This is a genomic window from Singulisphaera sp. GP187 (genome assembly GCF_900129635.1).
Lineage (GTDB): Bacteria > Planctomycetota > Planctomycetia > Isosphaerales > Isosphaeraceae > Singulisphaera.
The window spans coordinates 491,520-514,432 of sequence record NZ_FSRB01000002.1 but is presented as its reverse complement, the minus strand read 5'-3'; the positions used below and the strand labels follow the sequence as shown (position 1 = coordinate 514,432).

Below are 22,913 nucleotides of genomic sequence, written 5' to 3'. Positions count from 1 at the left end.
AGCGGCCCGGTTCAGAAATCGCCGGAGTCGACGCGGAGCTCCGGGAGGCTCTTCTTGAGGTCGTCGAGACCGGCCTGGGTCACCTTGGTCCACGAGATATTGAGGTAGCGCAGGTTCTTCAAGGCTTTGAGATGGACGAGGCCCGCGTCCGTGATCTGGTCGCCTGAGATGTAGAGCTGCCGCAGTTCCGGCAGGGCCTTGAACACGGCGAGCGAGGCATCGTCCAGCTTGTTGTAGTAGAGGTTAAGCTGGTTCAACCGGGTCAAGCGCTGGAGGTTCGCCACGCCTGCGCCGGTGATCTTGTTGTCCGGGAGAAAGAGGCGATCGAGTTGCGTGAGCCCTCGCAGCTGCGCGAGCCCCGCGTCGGTGACGTTCCCCTTGGTGACCGCGAGGACCTCGAGGTTTTTGAGGGGGGCGAGCTGGGCCATCGCGGCGTCGCCGAGGTCGGAGTAGCCGAGGAAAAGGTACTTGAGCTTGGGGATCTCCTTCAGATGCGCCAGGCCGGCGGCGGTCACGGGCGTCGCATCGAGGTGCAACTGCTTCAGCTCCGGCAACGTTTTCAAGTGGACGAGACCGGCATCCGTGACGTTGCTGGACGAGACGTCGAGCAGGGAGAGCTTGCGCATTCCCCGAAGCTGCGCGAGCCCGTCGTCCCCGATCGTGAGGAACGACAGTCCCAGTTGCTCTAGGTTCGGGAGCGTCTGTAAGGCCGCCAGGCCGGCCCCGGTGATCCGTTCGCCCACGAAGGCGGGATCCTTCCCCAGAACGAGCCGGCGCAGTCTCGCCAGCCCCTTCAATGCCGCGAGACCGGTGTCGCCGACGTCGGTAGCGACGAGCGTCAGTTCCTCCAGATTCGCGAGCTTCCGAAGCACGATCATTCCCGAGTCGGTCACGAGCGTCTGGTCGACGTTGAGATCGGTGAGGCCGGTCAGGCGGCTGACGACCTGGAGCCCCACGTCGGTCGTGGGTGTGCCGATCAGGTTGAGCTCGCGCAGGCTCGTGAGCCCCGCGAGGTTCTCGAGTCCCGCGTCCCCCACCCTCGTCCCCCGGAGCGAGAGGGTCCGAAGTCGCTTCAGGCCCCGCAGGTGGACCATGCCCTCGTCGTCGATCGCTTTGCCGTTCAGGTCCAGGCGGGTGGTCTCCGCGAACTCGTCGAGCTCCATCCCCTGGAAGGCATCGGTGAGTTCCCGCAGATACTTCAGGTCGGCGACGGTCGGTCGGGCCGCCGCCAGGACGCGTGAGGTCGGCTTCGGGAGCTTTCTGGCCGCGGGAGGCGGGGCGGTCGGCGCGTGGATCGACTGCCCCGGCGGCTTCGGCGGCACGAGCGCTCCGGAGAACGAGTAGAGCGACTGCGCGACTCCCGATCGGCCGTCCTTCCTCGCGAACCGGAAGAGCGAGGCGACCCACCTCGAATGGCCCGCCGCGCGGAGCGAGTGGACGAAGTAATATCCCTGGGCGTCGCGGCGGACCTCCGACGACCTGGCCTCGGTCCCGTCCTTCCAGCCCCAGAGGTCGGCGTCGTCCGACCCCTCGCCCCAGTTGCTGCTGACGAGAACCTTGGTCCCCGCCCAGTCGCCCGGGCCGAACCGGAGCTTGTACGACTCGAAGTCGGGGAGATAGCCCTCATCCTTCGGCCCGAGCCTTCCGCCGAAGCCAAGCGCCGCGACGGTCTGCTTGGGGATCTCGGGATTCCCGCCGTAAGGGATGATGGTGCTGGCGACGCCGTGTCGCCCATCCCGCAACGTGTAGCGGAAGTTGGCGACGACCCAGTCGTCCGCGTTGGCTGTCGCCAGGGAGTAGATGAAATAAGAGCCGTCCTTGTCGGAAAGGGCGTCCGTGGCCCGGACGTTGCGCCCGTCCGGCCAGTTCCACAGATCGGTGTCCGGATTCTTGTCGCCCCAGGCGCTGGTGATGATGATCCGGGCGCCCGCCCAGTCGCCCGGGCCGAACCGAAGCTTGTACGACTCGAACCCGGGCACGAACCCTTGGTCCTTGGGACCCACCTTGCCGCCAAAGCCGAACGCCACGGCCGAGCGCGGTCCCACGGCGGCGCTCGCGACCGGCGTGACAGCCCCCTTTTTCTGGACCGGCGCCTCGGGCGGCGCCGCCTGGAGGTGCAAGGTCGGGATCGACCCGCCCACCCCAGCGGCTAAGACCGACCATGCCGCCGCAAGTCGAATCGACCTGTGCATCACCTGACCTCCCGACCGTGACTCGTTGGCAGACGTGCTTATGCTTCCGACCTTGAGATCGGACCATCTTAACAAGCCCGTCGAACCGCCGGCAAACCTAACGGCCGGAGGGCAATGACGCCCAAGCCGATCCTCCAGAGGCGTCCCGTTGAATCACGGAACCACGTCCCGCCTGACGATTTTTTTGAAACAATGGTTCGGCGATCGAGTAATTCGTGGAGGAAATCGATCGAGTTTCGCACCGAGCGGCTGACGAAGGAGTTCTCAGCTTGATGACGACAAAGCGGGGGTGAGGCGATGCCAGGGTGGCTCCATTCTTCGTGGACAAGCGACCCGCGGATGAGAAGGGCCTCAAAGGACCGGTAGACCGACCGGGCAATCCGATCCCGAACGGTATCAATCCCCAATCGGTGAGCGGTCCACGTGGAGCGAGGCGAATGGAATGGACGAGCCGGTGATAGCGACCCAAGGGCTCACGAAGCGATACGGGCGCTTCACCGCCCTGTCGGACGTGACGCTCGAAGTCCGGAAGGGCGAAGTCCTGGGACTCCTGGGGCCGAATGGGGCGGGCAAGACGACGTTCATCCGCCTCCTCCTCGGCATGCTCTACCCGACCGCTGGAGGCGCCACAGTGGCCGGTCTCGACCCCTGGCGGCAGGGGCGGGACGTGCGGCGCCTTGTCTCGTTCCTCCCCGGTGAAATCCGCCTCTACGGCCACCTGACCGGGCTCAAAATGCTGCGTTACATGAGCGACCTCCGCGAGGGCATCGGCCTCGACCGGGCCGTCGCCCTGGCGGAACGGGTGATGGGGCTCGACCTCACGCGCAAGGTCCGCACCTATTCGACGGGCATGAAGCAGAAGCTCGCTCTCGCGCAGGCGTTCGCCGACCCGGTGGAGATCATCATCCTCGACGAGCCCACGTCGGCCCTCGACCCCACGGTCCGGGGCGACGTCATCGCGCTCGTCCGTGAGGCGAAGACCAACGGGCAGACGGTCGTCTTCTCGGGGCACGTCCTCTCCGAAGTCGAGGCGGTCTCCGATCGGGTGGCCATCATGCGGCGGGGCCGGTTGATGCACGTCGAAGACATGCATGCCCGACACGGCCTCCGGATGGTCCTCGCCCGCTACCAAGGGGGCGTACCCGAGAGCTTCCCCGAGGAACTGGGCCTCATCGCGAGGAAGCGGGACGGGGACACCGTACTTTGGGAGCATCGCGGGGTCATCTCCCCGCTGATGACCTGGATTGGTGCTCAGCCCATCGTTGACATCGCCATCGGCACCGAGGATCTACGCAGCCTCTATGACCGATACCACGGGCCCGACGCGAGTGATGAGGACGACCGACCATGACAGCGATAGTCACGATGCTCCGCAGGCAATGGGACGAATCGCGATGGTTCCTCGGCCTCGCCTCGGCGTCGCTCTTCGGCCTGGGTTGGCTCTCGGCGTTCATCGCGGCCCGTATCGAGCGTCAGTTCCTCCGCGTCAGCGGCAACGACGCCGAGCGATTCGAGCGTTTCACCCGGAGCATGGGCGGCGCGGCGATGGATTTCTCCTCGCTGTCGTTCCAGGTCATGTTCTGGAACCACCCGTTCGTGATGCTGCTCATCTGCCTGTGGGCGATTTCGCGGGGGAGCGCCGCGGTCGCCGGGGAGATTGAGCGGGGCACACTCGACCTGACCCTGTCGCGGCCGGTCTCAAGGCTGGGATACTTCGCCACGCAGGTCATGGGCGGCCTGCTCGGGCTCGTCGTCCTCGCCTCGGCCCTGGTCGTGGGCAACCGCGTCGGGGGATTCTACAATCGCGTTTCTGACCCGCCCACGGCATTGGCCCTGATCAAGCCCGCCGCGAACCTGGCCCTGGTCGGCGTGGCCGTCTACGGCTACACGCTCCTCCTCGCCGCCCGGGACGTCGTCCGCTGGCGGCCGAATCTGATCGCCGCGGCGGTAACGATTGCCGGGTTCGCCGCGGGGATCGCGTCGACGTTACCCACGCTCTCGGATTGGGAGTGGATTGGTCGGTTCTCGGTCTTCAAGGCCTTCGACCCGGTGGAGGTCGCCGTCACGGGCAAGTCGTTCGTCCGTCACGCAACGGCCCTCGGCGCCGTGGGGGCGATCGGCGTTGCCACGGCCTTCGCCGTCTTCCAGCGTCGCGACCTGCCGTCGAATAGTTAGGGCGATCGGCTCACGACAAACGAAACACATCGAGCGAGGTGCAACTGTCTGTCTTTTTGCGAAACGGTGGGGTCTGCGTGATTCGAGGGTAGATACCGCTCAAAAAAAAAAGGGGCAGGCCACTGGAATGGCCCACCCCTTTGATTCGTTGTTCGAGGACGGCTGGCGTCGAACGCCGGTCGATGACGATCAGACCTGGAACGAGCTGCCGCAGCCGCACGACTTGACGACGTTCGGGTTGTTGAAGACGAAGCCGCGCTTTTCCAGGCCGTCGTAAAAATCGACAACCGTTCCGTCGAGGTAGGGGTCGAACTTCTTGTCGACGGCCAGCTTCACGCCGTGAACGTCGATGACGCGGTCGCGCTCGGAGACGGCGGTGTCGAAGTTCAAGCTGTATGAGAAACCGCTGCAGCCTCCCCCCTGGACGCCGATGCGGAGCACCGTCTCCTCGGGAAGATTCTGCTCGGAGACAATCTTCTTGACCTCAACAGCAGCCTTTTCACTCAGGGTCACACCCATCGGTAATCTCCTTTGCTGGCGAAACGTCCCCGGTACGACGACGCTGCGTCGCTCCCCATAATCCTATCATAACGTCGAGTCAAATCCCAACGCCTTCCCGCACATCCGACAAGAGGCTCGCAAAGCCCCTATTTGTCGCCACACACGCCGGTGGAAGAGCTCAGCGCGTGATTCAATGGGTCAGGTGTCCGCCAAGTATCCTACGCGGCCCAGCCCCCCGAAGTTCGTGGCCAGGTGGAATTCGCCTGGATCCACGTTCCCGAGAACCGTCCGGTGGAAGACAGTATGGGTGGTGCTGCTTCGTTCAAGGCGCATCCGAGGCTCGGAGCCGGGTTACGGCCCTGGCCACGGCGTCGGCCGCGAACTCGATTTCCTCGGCGGTGGTGAACCGCCCCAGGCCAAATCGCAGGCTGGCCCGCGCCATCGGCTCGTCGACCCCCATCGCGCGGAGGACGTGGCTCGGCTCGGGGTTGGCCGACGTGCAGGCCGAGCCCGAACTGACCGCCACGTCGCGCATCGCCATCATCAACGCTTCCCCATCGACGCCGGCGAAGCTCAGGTTCAGGTTGCCGGGCAGCCGGAGCGTCGGATGACCGTTGAGCCGGAGGACCGGGACCCGCCCGGAGATCGCCGCATGCAGCCGCTCGCGGAGCTCCAAGATCCGGGCCGATTCTTCGGCGTGCTCCCGAACCGCCAGCGTGGCGGCCTCGCCGAGGCCGACGACCAACGGGACCGCCACGGTCCCGCTCCGCAATCCACGCTCATGACCGCCGCCATCGAAAAGCGGGACCAGCCGTACCGGCGGATCACGACGGCGCACATACAGCGCACCCGCCCCCTTCGGCCCGTAAATCTTGTGGGCGGAAAGACTTAACAAGTCGATTGAATCGTCGTTAACGTCGAGCGGGACCTTGCCGACCGCCTGGATCGCGTCGGTATGGAACAGGATACCGCGGCTGCGGCAGAGGCGGCCGATGGCGGCGATCGGGTTGAGCGTGCCAACCTCGTTATTGGCCGCCATGACCGAGACCAGGACGGTCCGCTCGGTCAGCGCGGCCGCGATCGACTCCGCCGAAACCAGGCCGTCCGGGGCAGGGGGGACCATCGTCAATTCCCACCCCTCGCGCGCCAGCCGCTTCAGCGGGTCAAGCACCGACTTGTGCTCGATCGCGGTGGTGACGACATGGTTCCCACGCGACTTCAGGCCCGGCAAGACCCCCTTGATCGCCAGGTTATTCGACTCGGTCCCCCCCGACGTCAAAATGATCTCTCTCGCCTCCGCACCGATGAGCCTGGCAACCTGCTCCCGGCCACGGTCGACCGCCTCGGCGGCCTCCCAGCCGAAGCGGTGCGCAACACTCGCGGCATTGCCATAGGTCAACGTGAAATGGGGGAGCATCGCCTCGAGGACCCGGGGATCGACCCGCGTGGTCGCATGGTTGTCGAGATAGATGGGCAAGTTGGGCACTTCGGGGCGCTCTCTCCACGTGAAACGAGGGAAAAGGGGCGGAGGCGACGTTGCTTTTTTCGCGGAATATCCGGCTTTTTCATCGTAGTTGGAATTCCCTTGGGGATCAACTCGGGGCACAATGGCCCACCCCTTCTGGTTTTCGATGGCGAAACCCGCAAAAAAAAACAAAAAGGGGCGCGATGGCGAGCGAATGGAAATGCCCGCCCTTCCCACCGACAGATCCAACAGATCGCAGGGAGGCACCATGGCGTACGACCGGGACCAGGCGACGCACGAGTTCACCCGCTGGAGCGAAAGCTACGATCGCTCCATCCTGCAATGGCTCCTCTTCGGGCCATCGCACCGGGCCTTGATCCGGAGGATCCGTACCGTCGTGGAGGATCGCCCCGCGCGGATCTTGGACGTGGGCTGCGGGACCGGCGTCTTCGCCTCCCGAATCCGCGAGTCGTTGCCCAACGCCAAAGTCTGGGGCATCGACCTGGTGGCCGAGATGCTCACCAAGGGGACCGAGCGTTGGCGGCAGCATGCCGGACACATCCAGCCGGCGCAGGCGGATAGCGAACGGCTCCCGTTCGCCTCGGGCACGTTCGACATCGTGACCTGCGCCAACAGCTTCCACCACTACCCCCACCAGGACCGGGCGATCGCCGAGATGCACCGGGTGTTGCGGCCGGGGGGCCGGCTGATGCTGATCGACGGCTACCGGGACGGCCTCTGGGGCTGGTTCATCTACGACGTCTGCGTCGCCGGGGTCGAAGGGGACGTGCATCACGCCTCATCGAAGCGATTCCGCGAACTGTTCGCCCAGGCCGGCCTCCGCGCCATCGCGCAAAAGGTCCACCGCGGCCCCGCCCCGTTCTTGCTCACCGAGGCCGTCGCCACCGATCCGGCCCCCTCGTCGATCTTCCCGTCCCCCCACTTCCGCGGGATCGCGGGCATCGGCAGCCGCGACACCTCAACCTCGGCTTCGGCCATTCCTCACGAGGGTTGAGACCGGGCCGTAGGACTCCGAGACCGACATCACGACCGGGCGGTTGATCGCCGCCCTGGTCGCGCGGAGAATGGAAGCGCAGAGAACAGAGGCGCCCCGGTCCGGTCGGTCTCGAGAGGCTCAAGGAATGGAACCCCGCCGCATCGCCAGTTTGAAGTCGGCCGCAAGTTTCCGCGACGCCCAGGAACGGCTCGGTATCGACCTCCCGTTCGACGAGTCGGTCGAGCCCGGCGCGGAGGCTCCGTTGGGCCGGCCCTACCACTGGCGCGGGGGCACGGTCGGCAACCGGTTCGCGATCCTCCCCATGGAAGGATGGGACGGCGAACTCGACGGCAAACCGTCGGACCTGACGATCCGTCGCTGGGAGAACTTCGGGCTCAGCGGCGCCAAGCTGATCTGGGGAGGCGAAGCCGTCGCCGTTCGCCCCGACGGCCGCGCGAACCCGAACCAGCTCGTCATCAACGACGCCAACCTGGCCAGCCTCGAACGGCTCCGCCTCCGGCTCGACACCGTCCACCGCGAGCACTTCGGCCGCACCGATGACCTGTATGTCGGGCTTCAGCTCACCCACTCGGGGCGGTTCGCCCGGCCGTACGACAAGCGCAAGATGGAGCCGCAAGTCCTCTACCGGCACCCTTGCCTCGACCCCAAGTTCGGCCTCGGGGCCGACGTCCACCTGCTGACCGACGACGAGATCGCCCGCCTGGTCGCCGATTTCGTCCGCGCCTCACGGCAGGCGTGCGACGCCGGCTATGCGTTCGTCGACGTGAAGCACTGCCACGGCTACCTCGGCCATGAGTTCCTCTCGGCCGTCGATCGCCCCGGCCGGTACGGCGGGAGCCTCGAGAACCGCACCCGGTTCTTGCGCGAGATTGTCGAAGGGATCAAGGCGGAAGCTCCCGGCCTGGAGGTCGGCGTACGGCTGAGCATTTTCGACTTCCTCCCCTACCGGGCCGGCCCCGACGGCCGGGGCGAACCGTGGCCCTGGCCCGGCCTCGGCTCCCCCTATCCCTACGCGTTCGGCGGCGACCCGAGCACGGGCCTGGCCCTCGACCTGGCCGAGCCCTCGACCTTCCTCAACTTACTGGAAGAGCTCGGCATCCACTGGGTCTGCACCACGGCCGGCAGCCCGTATTACAACCCCCACATCCAGCGCCCCAGCGCCTTTCCCCCGTCCGACGGCTACCTGCCTCCGGAAGACCCGCTCATCGGCGTCGCCCGCCAGGTTGCCGCCACCGCCACCCTCAAGGCCCGCCACCCCAACCTCGCCATCGTCGGATCGGGCTATACTTACTTGCAAGATTGGCTCCCCCACGTCGGCCAGCGCGTGGTCCGCGACGGCGGCGCCGACTTCGTGGGCCTGGGCCGAATGGTCCTGTCCTATCCCGACCTCCCCGCCGATGTCATCGCCGGCCGGGTCTCGGACCGCAAACGGATCTGCCGGACCTTCAGCGATTGCACCACCGCCCCGCGCAACGGCCTGGTCTCCGGCTGCTATCCCCTCGACCCGTTCTACAAGGCCAGGCCCGAACGGGAGCGGCTCGCCCAGCTCAAACGCGATACCCTCGGCCCGAGTTCTTCAAGTGCTTAAGACAAACTATGTACGAAAGCATGAGCCCCGAGCGGTCGATCGGGGTTTCACCTGGGAGAAGTTGCCAACGGCTCAATCTTCGCTCCAGAGCTTTCGCGTCGAGCCTGCAAGAAGCTCGTGTGTGGTCTGCTCAATCATTGACTCGACCATATTCCGATCCACCGCCTGGCCCTCAAGCCCCGACGTCCCCTGAACCAGGGCGACGAGCCTTTTCGCCTTCCGTTCGGCCTGCTCACGTTTCAGCTTGCGAGGATCGACCTCGGAATCGAACCGAAGCGCGAGCCCCATCGCCTGGGCAATCGCCAGGATGCTGGCAAAGCTCGCAGCCGAATGATGGCCGGATAGAATCCGTTGCACCGTCGGTCGAGAGACACCACTTCGTTTCGAAAGTAACTCGTAGCTGAGACCGAGTTCTCGCCGTCGGTGATTCAGCATACTGAGCGCCCCAGCGTCGTCTCGCATTCACGCCCTCCCTTCCTCCCCACAAAAAAACCGCAATCGCGGCCCACCTCCTACAATGGCATCAGTTAAGACCCGATTCCAAGCGAAAACCGCATCATTTATGATACAAAATCCTCAATACAACGACCGCCTTGCCAAGGCGTGGTAACAACGACTTCTCTTGTAATCGCCGGAAGGCTCTCAACAATTCCAATGATGCCGAGTTTGCCAAACGCTTCAAAAACAATTTCGCTCGGTTGCGCCGCGACTCTCGTAGTCCTCAATGTCGATACCCCTAGCATATGCTGGGAGAGCTTCCTGCCCGTCGCGAGGTGAGGAACGTGTTCAACCAGGAGCGGGAAGGATCTCAAAATGAAGCAGTATTTGGATTTACTACGATTGGTCTACGAACGAGGCGAGGTGAAAGCCTCGCGCGCGGTGCTGGAGAGCACGGGGACGAAGCCGAAGACGCGGAGCCTCTTCGGGTATCAGAACCGTTACGACCTCACTCAAGGGTTTCCCCTGGTCACGACCAAAACCGTGCCGTTCCGGCAGGTGGTCGTCGAGGTGCTCTGGTTCCTGAGCGGATCAACGAACGTCGACTACCTCCAGCGCCACAACGTCAAGATTTGGGACCAGTGGGCCGATGAAACCGGCGAACTCGGCCCGATTTACGGCAAGCAGTGGCGGGCCTGGGAGGGGAGCGACGGACAGCGCGTGGATCAGGTTGCGGAGTTGCTCCGCGGGATCGAGCAAGTCAAAGCCGATCCGACCGCATCGGCCGCGCGCCGGCTGATCCTCACCGCCTGGAACCCCGCCGACCTCCCCAAGATTCACGGCCCGTCGGGATGCCACACGCTCTGCCAGTTCTCGATGAACAACGGCCGACTGTCCTGCCAGCTCTACCAGCGGTCGGCCGACCTGTTCTTGGGCGTGCCCTGGAACATCGCAAGCTATGCGTTGTTGACCCACCTGATCGCCAAGGTGACCGGTCTCGAGGCCGCCGAGTTCATCCATACATTCGGCGACGCACACATCTACGAGAATCACCTCGATCAGGTGGGCGAGCAACTGGCCCGAGAGCCTTATCCACTCCCGAAGCTGGAAATCGATGACAGCGTGACCAGCCTCGACGGTCTCACGCCCGAACAATTCCGGCTGGTTGGCTATCGCCACCATGCCCGCCTCTCAGGCGAGGTGGCGGTCTGAGCGACCGTATGATTGATGAGTTGTATGAGAGAGGGATTGAGAAGGAATCGCCATGATCGTATCTGCCATTGCCGCGATGAGTCGAACCGGAGTGATCGGCGATGGCGTCAAAATGCCCTGGCACCTGCCGCGCGACCTGAGACGGTTCCGCGATTCCACCATGGGCAAGCCGGTGATCATGGGACGCCGCACCTTGGAATCGCTCCGTGGCCCGCTGCCAGGTCGACTCAACATCGCCCTGTCGCGTTCGGCCCACTACCGCGCGGAGGGATTTCGGGTCGCCAGCTCGATGGAAGCCGCAATCAAGATCGCCGCAGAGCAACAGGGGGGAGACCACGGCGAAGTCATGATCATCGGCGGCGGAGTGGTCTATCAGGACACATTCCCCCTCTGGGACCGGCTCCTGCTTACCGTCGTCGAAGGTGAGTTTCCGGGCGACACCTTTTTCCCGCTCAACCAGGCGAAGGAAGAGCAGTGGCGGCTTGTGAGCCAGGAATACTGCCTCCCCGACAGCAAGAATGCCCACCCTCACTGGTTCCTCAGCCTCGAGCGCGAACAGGTCCCCAACCTCGATCATCACGACTTCGACCTCTCCGCCTGGCTCCACGCTCAATCCAACCCGATCGCGGGCTCGCTACCTGATCCTCACACGGGTCAACCGATCGTCTGAAGTTTCCTCGGGGTTCTCAATCTAGCAATTTATTCACATGCGATAAATTCATGCGATCCAAATCTTAACATTCACGACAGCTCCACATTGACAGCCGGGGCAGGACCGGTTAATGTACGTGTGCGCTGTAGAGCACCGGTAGCTCGCCAGGCTCATAACCTGGAGGTAGGTGGTTCGATTCCGCCCGGCGCAACTGACTGAACTAACCCAGGTCGAACGACGAGCCGCCGATCACAAAGACCTGGGGACGGATCCTTTTTCATCAAAAGGGGTCCGTGTGATGGCCAGTTCTTGGCCAAGGGAAAATTCCCGTTCGACACAGGTGGGTCGCCTTGAGCCCCACAAGGCCAGTCTGTTGGCGGTGCAGGGACCAAACGACTTTGGATTCGCTCGCCTCCCCTTGGGACCGCGGGCGACCCGCCTGCAATTCAATTTGATTTGATCTGATATTTCAATTCAACACAAGAGCGGGCGGGACGCCCGCGGTCCCAGGAAGCACCTGGCGAGAAGCAAGTAAGAACGGCTTTGCGGAGAGGGACGGGGAATGGACGCCACCCGCTCGCCTTGCAGGCGAGCGAAACGGGCCAATCCACCCCACGCCAATGCGAAGTCACAAGGACAGGGGGCGAGCTTCGCTCCCGCGAAGCGATCTACAAATTCATGATACTGCTCAGCTTGCGACATTCAGGGCAGGTCGACATTGACAGCCGGGGTGGGACCGGTTAATGTACGTGTGCGCTGTAGAGCACCGGTAGCTCGCCAGGCTCATAACCTGGAGGTAGGTGGTTCGATTCCGCCCGGCGCAACTGACTGAACTAACCCAGGTCGAACGGCGACACGCCGATCACAACGACCTGGGAGTCGGATCCTTTTTCATCAAAAGGGGTCCGCATGATGGCCAGTTCTTGGTCAAGGGACAATTCGCGTTCGCGGGGAAGCTTGAGACTCCCTCCCGGCGGGCGGCCACGGCCCACCATCCCAATCTCTGTGCTAAACGAGAAGATAAGTATGGTGGACCGTGCCCACCCCACAGGAATTGTTGGACACACAGTGACGCTGTCGCCGGAAAAAACGGATCCGGTGAAACGATGCGCAAACCAATGGTACAAAGCTATTTGCACCATTCAGGGCAGGTCGACATTGACAGCCGGGGCAGGACCGGTTAATGTACGTGTGCGCTGTAGAGCACCGGTAGCTCGCCAGGCTCATAACCTGGAGGTAGGTGGTTCGATTCCGCCCGGCGCAACTGACTGAGCAGACCCAGATCGAACGGCGACACGCCGATCACAACGACCTGGGGACGGGTCCTTTTTTTATCAAAAGGGATCCGCATGCTGGCCTGTCCTTGGCCAAGAGACAATTTCCATTCGACACAGGTGGGCCATGGCGAGGACAGACCTCGCTTCGTCTCACATTGCGAATGGTGAGCAGGGGCTAAATGACTTTGGATTCGCTCGCCTCCCCCTGGGACCGCGGGCGACCCGCCCGCAATTCCATTTGATATTTTCAATTCAACACAAGAGCGGGCGGGACGCCCGCGGTCCCAGGAAGCACCTGACTGGGAGCAAGTGAGAGCGGCTTTGCGGACCCGCTCGCCTTGCAAGGCGAGCGAAATGGGCCAAACGCCCCACTTCAATGCGAACAACTCGAGACAGGGGTGGGCGATCGCTTCGGCGAGGCAATCCGCAAATTAATGTTGCTGTTCAGCTTGCAACATTCAGGGCAGGTCGACATTGACAGCCGGAGCGGGACCGGTTAATGTACGTGTGCGCTGTAGAGCACCGGTAGCTCGCCAGGCTCATAACCTGGAGGTAGGTGGTTCGATTCCGCCCGGCGCAACTGACTGAACTAACCCAGGTCGAACGGCGACACGCCGATCACAACGACCTGGGAGTCGGATCCTTTTTCATCAAAAGGGGTCCGTGTGATGGCCAGTTCTTGGCCAAGAGACAATTTCCGTTCGACACAGGTGGGCCGCCTTGAGCCCCACAAGGCCAGCCTGTTGGCGGTGCAGGGACCAAACGACTTTGGATTCGCCCGCGGTCCCAGGAAGCACTTGGCGACGAGCAAGTCAGAACGGCTTTGCGGAGAGGGGCAGGGCGCTGACGCTCCTTGCTCGCCTTGCAGGGCGAACGAAACAGGTCAAACGCCCCACTTCCACGCGAAGGACTCGAGACAGGGGTGGGCGATCGCTTCGGCGAAGTAATCCGCAAATCAATGTTGTTGCTCAGCTTGCGACATTCAGGGCGGCTCTCCATTGACAGCTGGGGCGGGACCGGTTAATGTACGTGTGCGCTGTAGAGCACCGGTAGCTCGCCAGGCTCATAACCTGGAGGTAGGTGGTTCGATTCCGCCCGGCGCAACTGATTGAACAGACCCAGGTCGACCACAACAACCTGGAGGTGGATCCTTTTTTATCAAAAGGGGTCCACATAATGGCCAGTTCTTGGCCAAGACATATTCGCCCTGCGACGGGCATATCGCCGGTTGGCGAAGACTGCGATTTGCTTGAGGCGCATCGTCATGTCTTGACCGGTTTCAATCAATCAGCACACCTATGCAGGCCAGCCGCATCCAGCGGCGGGACCGAAATCGCCCCGTCCGAGTCCGTCAGCTCCCAAAGACCGGCGAGTGGGGCGCGTCCGGGGTGGCAATCTGAGTGAACACTTGGTCGCATTCCAAAGACCAATCAGACTCGGGTTCACTCCCATTTTCGCGGAGCATGCGGAGGGGAGGGAATAGGTCGGTGTGGAAGGACACTGCCGTTCGTCTATGCCTGCATTCGACCATCGCAGTCCTTCAATCGAAGGAAGGCGGGTGTCCTGACGGCCATGGTCCGTCCGTATCACTCAGGGGAAGAACCGCGGGACATTACGGCCATGGTCCGTCCGTATCACTCAGGGGAAGAACCGCGGGACATTGATCCGATAGAACGCGGCCTCGATGTATTCCAGGAACAGGAGGAAGTCGAGGATCCGGAAGTTGTTGGGGTCCGACGAGTTGACCGGGTCGAACGAGGGAAGCCCGACCACCGGGTCGGAGACGAAAGGGGCGACGCGTGACAGGGTGACTCCCTGTGCGATCGGGGACTCGACGGGCGCAAAGTCGGGAACAAGCGGTTGACTGAGGAGCGCATTCAAAAACGAGGCGTGACGCGACTCGACGGTGCAGAGTCCGACGGCGGTAGGGAAGTATTCGTTGGTCTGCTGGACGGCGAAAAGCGCTCCCCCATACGTCCCCGAGCCCGTGTTCTCAAAGGCGGCGGCCGTCATCAGAAACGAGCGGAGATTGTGCTGAACGAGGTTGGACAGGTTCAAAACCGGCGTCGGCCGGATCTTTGGGGTCAGCGGATTGCCCGAGTCATCGAGCAACTTCTGGAGGATCGTGACGTGGTCCGCCTCGTCATTCTGGATCTCATGGATCAAGACCCGAACCACCGCCCGGTCAACCTGGACAGAGGAAAGGGGGATCGGTTTCGGCTTGGGCTTGGGCTTCGGATTCGCAGCCAGCAGGTTCGACGACGTCGCCACAATCAGGCTCGGTAAGGCTGCCGCGGTCGCCCCTCGGAGGAACAACCGCCGCGAATCAGGCCCCGTCGCGCCCTGGGCTACGCTCAAGTTGCGAGTCGAGTTATCATCATGCATGACGAGTTCTCCAGCATCAGGCATTTCCATCCCAACGGGACGATAAAACGACGTCCGCCCCGTTCACCAGAGTAGTGCGGGGAAGGCCGGCGGCGGTCGACGGTTTCTTCGGCCCCAGCGCAATTTTCCTCGGGAGCGAGTGAGCGAACGGCTTCCCCAAAAAAATCCAAAAAGAAAGATCCGACCAAAGCGGCGCTCCGTTGCACTATCTCAAGGGGGCCGGGCCTCATCACTGATGACGATGGGATGACAGCCATGATCGCAGCCAGTGACAGTGAGTTGCTCCGCATCTTCGTCGAGGACCGCGACGCGAAAGCGTTCGAGACACTCATGGCCCGGCACGGCCCCAGGGTGTGGCGCGTCTGCCGACAGGTCCTCGGGCAATCCCAGGATGCGGAGGATGCCTTCCAATCCACCTTCCTCTTGCTCGCGGGCAAAGCCAGTTCGATCTGCAAGCGGGATTCGCTCGGCCCCTGGCTCCACGGCGTCGCGCACCGAATTGCCGTTCGATCACGGGTCGACACGAGCCGGCGCCGAATTCGCGAGTACAAGGTTCGACAAACGACGGAGGTGACGGGCGACTCCCAGGTGGAAGCCGACGAGGTTCATCGCGCCCTCCACGAGGAAATCGATCGGCTCCCGGCCAAGCTCCGCGAACCGATCCGGCTTTGCTACCTCGACGGCAGGACCACCAACGAGGCGGCTCAGCTCATCGGCTGCCCCACGAGCACCGTGAAGGAACGGCTCGCGCGCGGTCGCGAACGGCTCCAATCCCGGCTCGACCGTCGCGGCCTCACACTCACCCCATTGCTTCTCCTCATGCTCTGGCCCGACCGCGCGTCGGCGAAGGTGATCCCACCTCGGCTCGCCCAGGCCACCCTGAACGCAGCCAGCCGGCAACAGAGCCAGATCCGGCGCTCACCCGTTCGGGCTCAACCGAGGCCGATCCCTCGGGTCGGCCTGATCGCGAGCACAGCCTCGGCACTCCTCGGGTCGGGAATTGCACTGATGTTGATTTTACCGGCACCACACCGGGGGACCTGGCTCGCTTGGCTGATCGAGGCGGCCCGGAAGGCGTGCCACTGACCTGGGAATCACAATCCTGACAAAGTCGATTCCATCAATCATCACTTATTCGCAAACCCAAATATTGACTTTAAAACAACATGGTTCCGGTCCACCGAAGATTCGGGAGGAGAAGTGATGGCAAGGGCACGCCGAGGGTTCAGTCTGATTGAGATCCTGGTCGTTCTGGCGATCGTCGGCGTCCTGGGGGCGTTGCTCTTGCCCGCCGTCCAGGCGGCCCGTGAAGCGGCGCTCCGGATCCGATGCGTCAACAATCTCAAGCAGATGGGAATCGCCTTGATGAACTATCACGAGGTCCACGGCGCCTTGCCGATGGGATACGTCGCGACCCCAAGTCCGAACACTTACCAGACGAGCCCGGGCTGGAGTTGGGCCACCCTGATTCTTGCCCAGATCGAGCAGGTCCCGCTCTACAACACAGCCAACTTCCAGCTCCCCGTCGAGCAGACCGCGAACCTGACGACTCGGCAGGCCGCGACCGGTGTCTACATCTGCCCGGCGGACCGCGACGCCGGCCTCTTCACGGTCGTACGCGATGGCAACCCGCCGGTCGGCATTTTCCACACCAACAGCTATGCGGCCTGCTTCGGTGCCGGGCTTGAAATCGACGATTTCCCGGATCGGGGGGACGGCCTGTTCCGAAGGAACCTGGTGGTCCGACACTCCGAGATTCTCGACGGGACCAGTTCCACCATCGCCATCGGCGAGCGCGGGGCCTGCTTGGTCAAAACCCCCTGGGTCGGCGCACCGGATGGCGGAATCAGCTCGTTTTCCGACGATGCCCCGGCCGGCATCCCCGACTACCATTCGATCGGCCACGGCGGCGAGTTGGTGGTCGCCCACGCCGGCGACGTCGGCTTCAACGCCCAAGGAACCGCGCCGGATGACTTCTACAGCCCGCACAGCGGCGGAGGCAACTTCCTCTTCGCCGACGGATCAGTCCGGTTCGTCCGGTCGACAATCGCCCTGGACGTCTATCACGCCCTCTGCACCCGAGCCGGCGGCGAGATCCTCGACGCGGACGCCTACTGACTTCCCCAGGTCCTGAATCTCAACGGCCCGGCCGGGCGACTCCTTGGACGGTGAGTTCAAACCGCGAAGTCCACGTAATCGCCGAATGCACCTTGCTCCGACCTTCGAAAAAAATCGCGTCGAGTCGGAACCCGGCCGCGGGGCGTTCGCCGCCGCGTGAGATTCCGCCTCGACGTTAGTCCTAACTCGAGGTGCGACTTCAGCTCAAACTTCGCCGGCGGCGTCGATGGTGATCTTGGCCTGCGGCTTCCCGCTGCTCGAGCCCAGGGCTTCGATCTTCTTGACCAGGTCGGAGCCCTCGGTCACTTCGCCGAAGACGACGTGCTTGCCGTCCAACCAATCGGTGATCACCGTGGTGATGAAGAACTGCGAGCCGTTCGTGTTCGGGCCGGCGTTGGCCATCGACAGGAGGAACGGTTTATCGTGCTTGAGCTGGAAGTTCTCGTCCTTGAACTTATTTCCATAGATCGACTTGCCACCGGTCCCGTTGTGGTTGGTGAAGTCGCCCCCTTGGAGCATGAACTTGGGAATCACGCGGTGGAACGAAGAACCTTTGTAGCCGAACCCCTTCTCGTGGGTGCACAAGGCGCGAAAGTTCTCGGCGGTCTCGGGCACCACGTCGTTGTACAGTTCGAAGGTAATGCGTCCGGAGGGGGTGCCGTCGATGCTGATGTCGAAGTAAACGCTCGGCCTGGCCATAGTCTTTCGTCCTCGATCGGAACCGTTCTTCTTGTTTCTAATGACCCGCATGGCAACCGGCCCCCGGCGCAAAGACCACGGAGGCTCTCGAGTCGGCATGCGGAATTAACTGTGCTCAAGATAACAACTTAGACCACGCATCTCAAGTTGCCTTGGAATCCCCGGCGTCCCGGCCGATCGGTGCATCCGCGGTCACACAAAGGATTAGGCAAAGAGGGCAAAACAGACAAAGAATTTCCCCCGTCGATTGCCCGGGACGCGATTCGCTACGCGGTTGCAATCGTGGTCCCGGGTTCTCACGCCCGGATCACGCCGGCCTCGGCCATTTGCTGCCAGCTCGCGGCGAGCGAGCCTTCCACGTCGATGCCTCGGCAAGCGTTTTCAATGACGGTCACTTCAAATCCCAACCGGCAGGCATCGATGGCGGAATAGGCGACGCAGAAATCGGTGGCCAGGCCCACGATGAACAACCGGGTCAGTCCGCGCTCCCGCAAGTAACCGGCCAGGCCGGTTGGCGTCTGCCGGTCGTTCTCAAAGAACGCGGAGTAGGAATCGATGTCGCGGCGATAACCTTTACGGATGATCATGTCGCAGCGATCCAGGTCCAGGTCGGGGTGGAACTGAGCGCCTGGGGTGCCTTGCACGCAGTGGTCGGGCCAGAGGATTTGCGGCCCGTAATGAAGCTCGATCAACGTCATTGGCTTCATGCCCGGATGCGAGGAGGCGAACGACAGGTGATCGTCGCAGTGCCAGTCCTGCGTCAGGATGACATGGGTGAAGCGGCGGGAGAGCTTATTGATGATCGGAACGACCAGGTCCCCTTCGGGCACGGCGAGTGCGCCATGGGGGCAGAAATCATTCTGAACATCGACGACCAAGAGCGCCCGGTTCTCGGTCGGCGAGGCCGCGCGGATCGTCCGCCCGGTGAGCTTGGGGGCGGGGATGATCGTGGTGGTCGACGGCTTGAGAAGCGTCCGCGTCGAGATGAGCGTGTCGTCCCCCAGCGACCGTTGTGCCCCGCTGAGGGCCTCGATCAATTCCGGATAGGTCTGAAACCGGTCCTCCGGTCGTTTGGCCATCATCCGGGCGACGATCGCTCCCACCGTGCCGGGCACCGTGGCTGGGAGCGGGTCAGGGTCGGCCTCTTGAACCTGTTTCAGGATCCGGAACAGCGAGGTCCCCTTGAACGGCAGCTCGCCCGCGAGCATGTGGTACAAGGTGGCGCCGAGGGAGAAGATGTCGGCCCGGAGATCGACTTGACTGGCGTCGTCGAACTGCTCCGGCGACATATAGCTGGGCGTTCCGAGCGCGATCCCGGCCGAGGTATACGCCACGGTGGCGTCCAGGTCGGCCACGATCTTGGCCAGGCCGAGGTCGGCCAGCTTCACCGCGCCTGCCGTCGTGAGCAGGATGTTCGCCGGCTTGATATCGCGGTGGATCACCCCGATCTGGTCGAACGCCGTGCCCAGCGCCCGGGCCACGGCCTCGGCAATCTGCAAGGCTCGGGCGACCGGGACCGCCTTGCGTTCCACGATGTGGTCCGCCAAGCTCTGGCCGTCCACAAACTCCATCACGATATAATAATACCCGTCAGTCTCGCCGCAGTCGAACACCCGGACGATTCCCGGGTGGTTCAACCGGGCGGCCAGCCTGGCTTCGCGGAGGAACCGCTCCGGCGCCTCGGCCGCCTGGACCCGTTGCGGGTGGAGAAACTTCACGGCCACGTCCAGGTCGAGGTCCGTGTGATGCCCCTTGTAGACGACCCCCATTCCGCCTTCGCCAAGCCGCGACAGGATCCGGCAATGACCAATATTCGTCAGTCGCAAATAGGGATCGTCGGACATCTGCTTTGACCTTATCGAGTGCGAAAAAGCGGGCGTATCGCCTTGAGGAATCCAGTCGATTTCCGGGAGAGCGACAGGGGAACCTCCATGTTACCAAGAGGAAGCCGAATTGGACCTTCTCACTCGGATTTGCCAGGCTTGGGTTGGCCATTTCCCGAATTGGTATTTGATCCCTCGGGATTCGAATGATGAACTGTCACGACACCCTGGGTATCACGGATCGAGCGGTCGAGGATCGAAATCCCCATGAACTCTGAAAACCGACGTGCGGTCATCAAACGATTCGGCGGAGCGCTCGCCTGCTCGCTGACACCCGGCCTGGTTGCGAACGCGCAATCGGGAAGCGGCGCCAGCCCAGCGCGGCCACGCATCAAGATCGGCCAGATCGGCGTGGGACATGCCCATGCGAGCAAACTCTCCGTGTTCCGGCAATCCGCGGACTATGAGGTCGTCGGGATTGTCGAGCCTGATGCGGAGCTCCGTCGAAAGGCCGAGTCGCTCGCTCCTTATCGCGACCTCAAGTGGATGACGCAGGAGCAGTTGCTCAACGCGCCGGGAGTGCAGGCGATCCTCGTCGAGACGCGGGTTCGCGACCTGCTCGACACAGCGGAGGCCTGCGTCGAAGCGGGCAAGCACATTCATCTCGATAAGCCGGCCGGTGAGTCGCTCGAGCAATACCAGCGGATCCTGGGCGCGGCGGCGAAGCGGAAGCTGCTGGTCCAGATGGGGTATATGTACCGCTACAACCCCGCCGTGGTGCTGCTCCGCGACCTCTTGAAACGGGGCTGGCTCGGGGACGTGTTCGAAGTCCACACGGTCATGAGCAAAGTCGTCGATCCGGCCGCGCGGCGGGAACTGGTCGCGTACCGCGGCGGCATCATGTTCGAGCTCGGTTGTCACGTCATCGACCTGGTGGTCGGCGTACTGGGAAGGCCAACCACGGTCACACCATTTTCGCGGCATACCGCAAGCGTCGACGATTCACTCCTCGACAATATGCTGGCGGTGTTCGAGTACCCGCGTGCGTTGGCGACGGTCAAGTCAACCGCGATCGAAGTGGACGGCGGCGAGCGGCGACACCTCGTCGTTTGCGGCACCGAAGGAACCTTCCAGATCCAACCGCTCGATAACCCGTCGGCCCACCTGGTGCTGTCAAAAACGCGCGGCGGGTACAAGAAGGGACGTCAGGATATCTCGTTTCCCAAATATATTCGCTACGTTGACGACGCAGCCGACATGGCCCGGATCATTCGCGGGGAGAAACCGACCGATTTCCCGTATGAACACGATCTGACGGTCCAGACGGCGTTGCTGCGAGCCTGTGGCCAACCGATGCTCACCTGATCGGGATGAAGCCGCGAACGATTGCTCTGGTGGACCACACCCACCCAACACAACAACAAACGCTCGCATTTTCCAGCAAACACTCTCGGGTGGCACGCAACGTCGATTACTGATGCCTCATCCTACTGCACTCATGTGCTTGTTTAGCAAGGCTTTCTGTTCCTGAGTCAGGGTGTGGAGCACAGGCGGTTTCGGCGGCTTATGCGGTTTGCGACGAGGCCACTTGCGTGTGGCTTTCGGGCTCTTCTGCTTCCGGCACCCGGCGCGGCAGCCCGCGAGTCGCTTGTGGTAACACTTGGCCTTGGGTTTCACGGCCGCGTCGATCTCCTTGCGGATCTCGATCAGAACTTTGCGGGGGCTGATCACTGGGCCATCGGTCGCCGACGCCGACGCCGGCCGAAGCGCCAGGTCGGCATGCGCCAGGAGGATCTGCGTGGCCAGCAGTGACAACTCGGCCTCGCGATGCACCAAGGCCACCGTGCGGCTAGCGAGTTTCAATTTATTGATTATACGCTTGTATGTGCGAAATAGTCCTTCATTACGCCATCTCCAGCGGTAGAATTTGGCGGCCGTCGCCGCCGACATCCGGGCTGGGTCGAGGACGTCGGTCAGGAGCCAGACGTCGCGTTTGACCGACCCCTTACCCTTGCCCTTGGCCGGGATCCGGATCAAGCGGCATTGGATCGGCGCTTCCCCTTTCTTCTGGACATAGTTCGGCCAGTACAAGACAGGGCCTTCGGTCCAATCCTCCAGGTTCGCCACTTCGAGGGTGTAGAGGTCGACCCGCGACGACATCCGGAACAGGAACGATCGCTTGACACCGAGGATCGCCCGGACCAGATCGAAGCCCATATAAGCGGCGTCGCAGACGATCAGGGCCTCGGGCGAGAGGGTGGCGAGCAAGTGCCTCAAATGCTCTTGCTCGGCCGCGGTGCCCGGGCCGAGTCGCCACGACCAAAGCAGTCCCGTGGGCAAGTGGACGAACGCCGTCAGCCAGACGTTGGGGGCCGCGTCGTTCTTGCCGGCCTGCCCGAGTCCCCGTTCCAACTCGGGGGTGCGGGGGCACTCGATCCGCGAGCCGTCGCAGCCCATCGGCTCGAAGCCGTCGACAATCCGCCGCGACCCCAGTCGGGCGTGGATCTGTTGCCGAACCCCCGCGGCCAACGCCCTGAGTTGTCGCATGGGGACGCGTCGCATCGCTTTCTGGAAGCCGACGAGGGTCTTTCCCGGGCGTCTTCGCGACTCATGGCAGGCGACGTAGTATCCCCGGGCCTTCTCAAACCTCTCGGACTCGGAGTCGCCGGTGGCCCAGGTCATGGCGAGCATGACCACGACCAGTGGCTGGAGATCCCACCGCGGCGCCGACCGCCTTTGAGGAACAACCCCTCGGGCTTGCTTCCAGACCGTCGGGGTGAGAAACTGTCGGACATAGCCGATCAACGACTGCGGTTGCTGCAAGCCTTGCAGCGTCCGAGCTGCCTTCATCGCCGTTCTTCCTCAATCCAGGTGAGTGCCGGTTGCTAGCCGCACCCATCATGACGAAGAACGGCGATTTTTTGCCCCCCCTTCTCTCGAACGAACCGCAGCCACGGAGCGGCAGTAATTCTCTGGTCCGGTGAGAGTTACATCCGTTGTTGACGACGCCGAGTTACTGACGTTGGGTGGCACGGGTTGTACCCAACCCGTGAGCCCAAAGCAGGGGCTTCCCACTCACGGGTTGGGTACAACCGTACGTGTTTAGCGTGTCGCGCAGCCTGAAAACAGGGGTCTCGTGAAAGTCTGACACTCGTAGAACGGCCGTCGTACTCTTGTCAGACCCACGAAAACCCCCAGGAAAATGGCTCTCGGACACGCTAAACACGTACGTACGTGCCACCCAGCAAAGCTCTTTTTTTCAACGACCCGAGACAGAGCTAGGAAGCCTCTCACTCCTCGTTCCCACGGTCCCCCGTGGGAATGCCGTCTGGGACGCTCTGCGTCCTCGGCTTGCGAAGGCCAGACGACG

17 protein-coding genes, 5 tRNA genes and 1 pseudogene are annotated in these 22,913 nt (G+C 63.0%); 14 read left to right on the top strand and 9 right to left on the bottom strand.

Translation table 11 applies throughout. The features are described from left to right. Nucleotides 1–11: 11 nt before the first annotated feature. The gene (locus tag BUS42_RS26500; RefSeq protein ID WP_074312052.1) at nt 12–2,192 is read right to left on the bottom strand and encodes a leucine-rich repeat domain-containing protein; all 2,181 of its coding nucleotides are present in this window, start codon (nt 2,190–2,192) and stop codon (nt 12–14) included. Nucleotides 2,193–2,634: 442 nt separating this feature from the next. Between BUS42_RS26500 and BUS42_RS26490 the strand changes: the two genes are divergently transcribed. Both BUS42_RS26490 and BUS42_RS26485 read left to right on the top strand, forming a co-directional pair. Beyond that, nucleotides 2,635–3,543 (top strand): ABC transporter ATP-binding protein, encoded by a 909-nt coding sequence (locus tag BUS42_RS26490; protein ID WP_254053809.1) that lies wholly within the window; start codon nt 2,635–2,637, stop codon nt 3,541–3,543. Then, nucleotides 3,540–4,367, top strand: coding sequence for an ABC transporter permease subunit (locus BUS42_RS26485; protein ID WP_074312048.1), 828 nt, complete (start codon nt 3,540–3,542; stop codon nt 4,365–4,367). Before BUS42_RS26490 ends, BUS42_RS26485 begins: the two co-directional genes overlap by 4 nt. A gap of 189 nt (nt 4,368–4,556) precedes the next feature. On the opposite strand, the gene BUS42_RS26480 is transcribed toward BUS42_RS26485, so the two are convergent. Together BUS42_RS26480 and BUS42_RS26475 are read right to left on the bottom strand one after the other, a co-directional pair. Further along, nucleotides 4,557–4,886, bottom strand: a complete 330-nt coding sequence (locus BUS42_RS26480; RefSeq protein ID WP_074312047.1) for a HesB/IscA family protein — start codon at nt 4,884–4,886, stop codon at nt 4,557–4,559. Nucleotides 4,887–5,190: 304 nt separating this feature from the next. Further along, nucleotides 5,191–6,354: a cysteine desulfurase family protein gene (locus BUS42_RS26475; RefSeq protein ID WP_074312045.1), complete on the bottom strand. Its 1,164-nt coding sequence runs from the start codon at nt 6,352–6,354 to the stop codon at nt 5,191–5,193. A gap of 247 nt (nt 6,355–6,601) precedes the next feature. On the opposite strand from BUS42_RS26475, the gene BUS42_RS26470 reads away from it, so the two are divergent. Together BUS42_RS26470 and BUS42_RS26465 are read left to right on the top strand one after the other, a co-directional pair. Next, nucleotides 6,602–7,348 (top strand): class I SAM-dependent methyltransferase, encoded by a 747-nt coding sequence (locus tag BUS42_RS26470; RefSeq protein WP_254053808.1) that lies wholly within the window; start codon nt 6,602–6,604, stop codon nt 7,346–7,348. 127 nt (nt 7,349–7,475) lie between these two features. Continuing rightward, on the top strand, nt 7,476–8,939 hold the full coding sequence (locus tag BUS42_RS26465; RefSeq protein WP_074312044.1) for an NADH:flavin oxidoreductase: 1,464 nt from the start codon (nt 7,476–7,478) through the stop codon (nt 8,937–8,939). 72 nt (nt 8,940–9,011) lie between these two features. Here BUS42_RS26465 and BUS42_RS26460 read toward each other — a convergent pair whose 3' ends face one another. Next, complete coding sequence (locus tag BUS42_RS26460; protein WP_074312042.1) at nt 9,012–9,401, bottom strand: helix-turn-helix domain-containing protein; 390 nt, start codon at nt 9,399–9,401, stop codon at nt 9,012–9,014. Between the two features lie 351 nt (nt 9,402–9,752). Here BUS42_RS26460 and BUS42_RS26455 point away from each other — a divergent pair, with 351 nt between their 5' ends. The 7 genes from BUS42_RS26455 to BUS42_RS26425 all read left to right on the top strand — a co-directional run bounded on the left by BUS42_RS26455 (nt 9,753) and on the right by BUS42_RS26425 (nt 13,622). Then, nucleotides 9,753–10,589 (top strand): thymidylate synthase, encoded by an 837-nt coding sequence (locus BUS42_RS26455; protein ID WP_074312041.1) that lies wholly within the window; start codon nt 9,753–9,755, stop codon nt 10,587–10,589. 52 nt (nt 10,590–10,641) lie between these two features. Beyond that, nucleotides 10,642–11,259 (top strand): dihydrofolate reductase, encoded by a 618-nt coding sequence (locus BUS42_RS26450; RefSeq protein WP_074312039.1) that lies wholly within the window; start codon nt 10,642–10,644, stop codon nt 11,257–11,259. 121 nt (nt 11,260–11,380) lie between these two features. Then, nucleotides 11,381–11,452: transfer RNA gene (locus BUS42_RS26445), tRNA-Met, on the top strand. 541 nt (nt 11,453–11,993) lie between these two features. Next, nucleotides 11,994–12,065: transfer RNA gene (locus BUS42_RS26440), tRNA-Met, on the top strand. 368 nt (nt 12,066–12,433) lie between these two features. Next, a tRNA-Met gene (locus BUS42_RS26435) sits at nt 12,434–12,505 on the top strand. A gap of 521 nt (nt 12,506–13,026) precedes the next feature. Further along, nucleotides 13,027–13,098 (top strand) — tRNA-Met (locus tag BUS42_RS26430). A 452-nt stretch (nt 13,099–13,550) separates the two neighbouring features. Continuing rightward, nucleotides 13,551–13,622: transfer RNA gene (locus tag BUS42_RS26425), tRNA-Met, on the top strand. Between the two features lie 534 nt (nt 13,623–14,156). Here BUS42_RS26425 and BUS42_RS26420 read toward each other — a convergent pair. Next, nucleotides 14,157–14,903 (bottom strand): ferritin-like domain-containing protein, encoded by a 747-nt coding sequence (locus BUS42_RS26420; RefSeq protein WP_074312038.1) that lies wholly within the window; start codon nt 14,901–14,903, stop codon nt 14,157–14,159. A gap of 255 nt (nt 14,904–15,158) precedes the next feature. On the opposite strand from BUS42_RS26420, the gene BUS42_RS26415 reads away from it, so the two are divergent. Both BUS42_RS26415 and BUS42_RS26410 read left to right on the top strand, forming a co-directional pair. After that, the gene (locus BUS42_RS26415) at nt 15,159–15,989 is read left to right on the top strand and encodes an RNA polymerase sigma factor (protein WP_074312036.1); all 831 of its coding nucleotides are present in this window, start codon (nt 15,159–15,161) and stop codon (nt 15,987–15,989) included. Nucleotides 15,990–16,106: 117 nt separating this feature from the next. Further along, nucleotides 16,107–17,021 carry a DUF1559 domain-containing protein gene (locus BUS42_RS26410; RefSeq protein WP_074312035.1) on the top strand — a complete coding sequence of 305 codons (915 nt, stop codon included), beginning with the start codon at nt 16,107–16,109 and terminating at the stop codon, nt 17,019–17,021. Between the two features lie 204 nt (nt 17,022–17,225). On the opposite strand, the gene BUS42_RS26405 is transcribed toward BUS42_RS26410, so the two are convergent. The 3 genes and pseudogenes from BUS42_RS26405 to BUS42_RS46690 all read right to left on the bottom strand — a co-directional run. Continuing rightward, nucleotides 17,226–17,720: a peptidylprolyl isomerase gene (locus tag BUS42_RS26405; protein WP_074312033.1), complete on the bottom strand. Its 495-nt coding sequence runs from the start codon at nt 17,718–17,720 to the stop codon at nt 17,226–17,228. A gap of 296 nt (nt 17,721–18,016) precedes the next feature. Further along, on the bottom strand, nt 18,017–18,634 hold the full coding sequence (gene pncA, locus BUS42_RS46695; protein ID WP_410001726.1) for a bifunctional nicotinamidase/pyrazinamidase: 618 nt from the start codon (nt 18,632–18,634) through the stop codon (nt 18,017–18,019). A 147-nt stretch (nt 18,635–18,781) separates the two neighbouring features. Beyond that, nucleotides 18,782–19,564 (bottom strand): annotated as a pseudogene (locus tag BUS42_RS46690) (serine/threonine-protein kinase); the annotation flags it as partial. A gap of 246 nt (nt 19,565–19,810) precedes the next feature. Here BUS42_RS46690 and BUS42_RS26395 point away from each other — a divergent pair. Then, nucleotides 19,811–20,908 (top strand): Gfo/Idh/MocA family protein, encoded by a 1,098-nt coding sequence (locus tag BUS42_RS26395; RefSeq protein ID WP_074312030.1) that lies wholly within the window; start codon nt 19,811–19,813, stop codon nt 20,906–20,908. Nucleotides 20,909–21,025: 117 nt separating this feature from the next. Here the strand turns inward: BUS42_RS26395 and BUS42_RS26390 are convergent, their stop codons facing one another. Then, the gene (locus tag BUS42_RS26390) at nt 21,026–22,393 is read right to left on the bottom strand and encodes a transposase (RefSeq protein ID WP_074304734.1); all 1,368 of its coding nucleotides are present in this window, start codon (nt 22,391–22,393) and stop codon (nt 21,026–21,028) included. Between the last annotated feature and the right edge of the window lie 520 nt (nt 22,394–22,913).

Coding starts and splice junctions, on each gene's coding strand:
- BUS42_RS26500 (WP_074312052.1), bottom strand. CDS start 2,192: ATGCACAGGTCGATTCGACTTGCGGCGGCATGGTCGGTCTTAGCCGCT.
- BUS42_RS26490 (WP_254053809.1), top strand. CDS start 2,635: ATGGACGAGCCGGTGATAGCGACCCAAGGGCTCACGAAGCGATACGGG.
- BUS42_RS26485 (WP_074312048.1), top strand. CDS start 3,540: ATGACAGCGATAGTCACGATGCTCCGCAGGCAATGGGACGAATCGCGA.
- BUS42_RS26480 (WP_074312047.1), bottom strand. CDS start 4,886: ATGGGTGTGACCCTGAGTGAAAAGGCTGCTGTTGAGGTCAAGAAGATT.
- BUS42_RS26470 (WP_254053808.1), top strand. CDS start 6,602: ATGGCGTACGACCGGGACCAGGCGACGCACGAGTTCACCCGCTGGAGC.
- BUS42_RS26465 (WP_074312044.1), top strand. CDS start 7,476: ATGGAACCCCGCCGCATCGCCAGTTTGAAGTCGGCCGCAAGTTTCCGC.
- BUS42_RS26460 (WP_074312042.1), bottom strand. CDS start 9,401: ATGCGAGACGACGCTGGGGCGCTCAGTATGCTGAATCACCGACGGCGA.
- BUS42_RS26455 (WP_074312041.1), top strand. CDS start 9,753: ATGAAGCAGTATTTGGATTTACTACGATTGGTCTACGAACGAGGCGAG.
- BUS42_RS26450 (WP_074312039.1), top strand. CDS start 10,642: ATGATCGTATCTGCCATTGCCGCGATGAGTCGAACCGGAGTGATCGGC.
- BUS42_RS26420 (WP_074312038.1), bottom strand. CDS start 14,903: ATGCATGATGATAACTCGACTCGCAACTTGAGCGTAGCCCAGGGCGCG.
- BUS42_RS26415 (WP_074312036.1), top strand. CDS start 15,159: ATGATCGCAGCCAGTGACAGTGAGTTGCTCCGCATCTTCGTCGAGGAC.
- BUS42_RS26410 (WP_074312035.1), top strand. CDS start 16,107: ATGGCAAGGGCACGCCGAGGGTTCAGTCTGATTGAGATCCTGGTCGTT.
- BUS42_RS26405 (WP_074312033.1), bottom strand. CDS start 17,720: ATGGCCAGGCCGAGCGTTTACTTCGACATCAGCATCGACGGCACCCCC.
- BUS42_RS26395 (WP_074312030.1), top strand. CDS start 19,811: ATGAACTCTGAAAACCGACGTGCGGTCATCAAACGATTCGGCGGAGCG.
- BUS42_RS26390 (WP_074304734.1), bottom strand. CDS start 22,393: ATGAAGGCAGCTCGGACGCTGCAAGGCTTGCAGCAACCGCAGTCGTTG.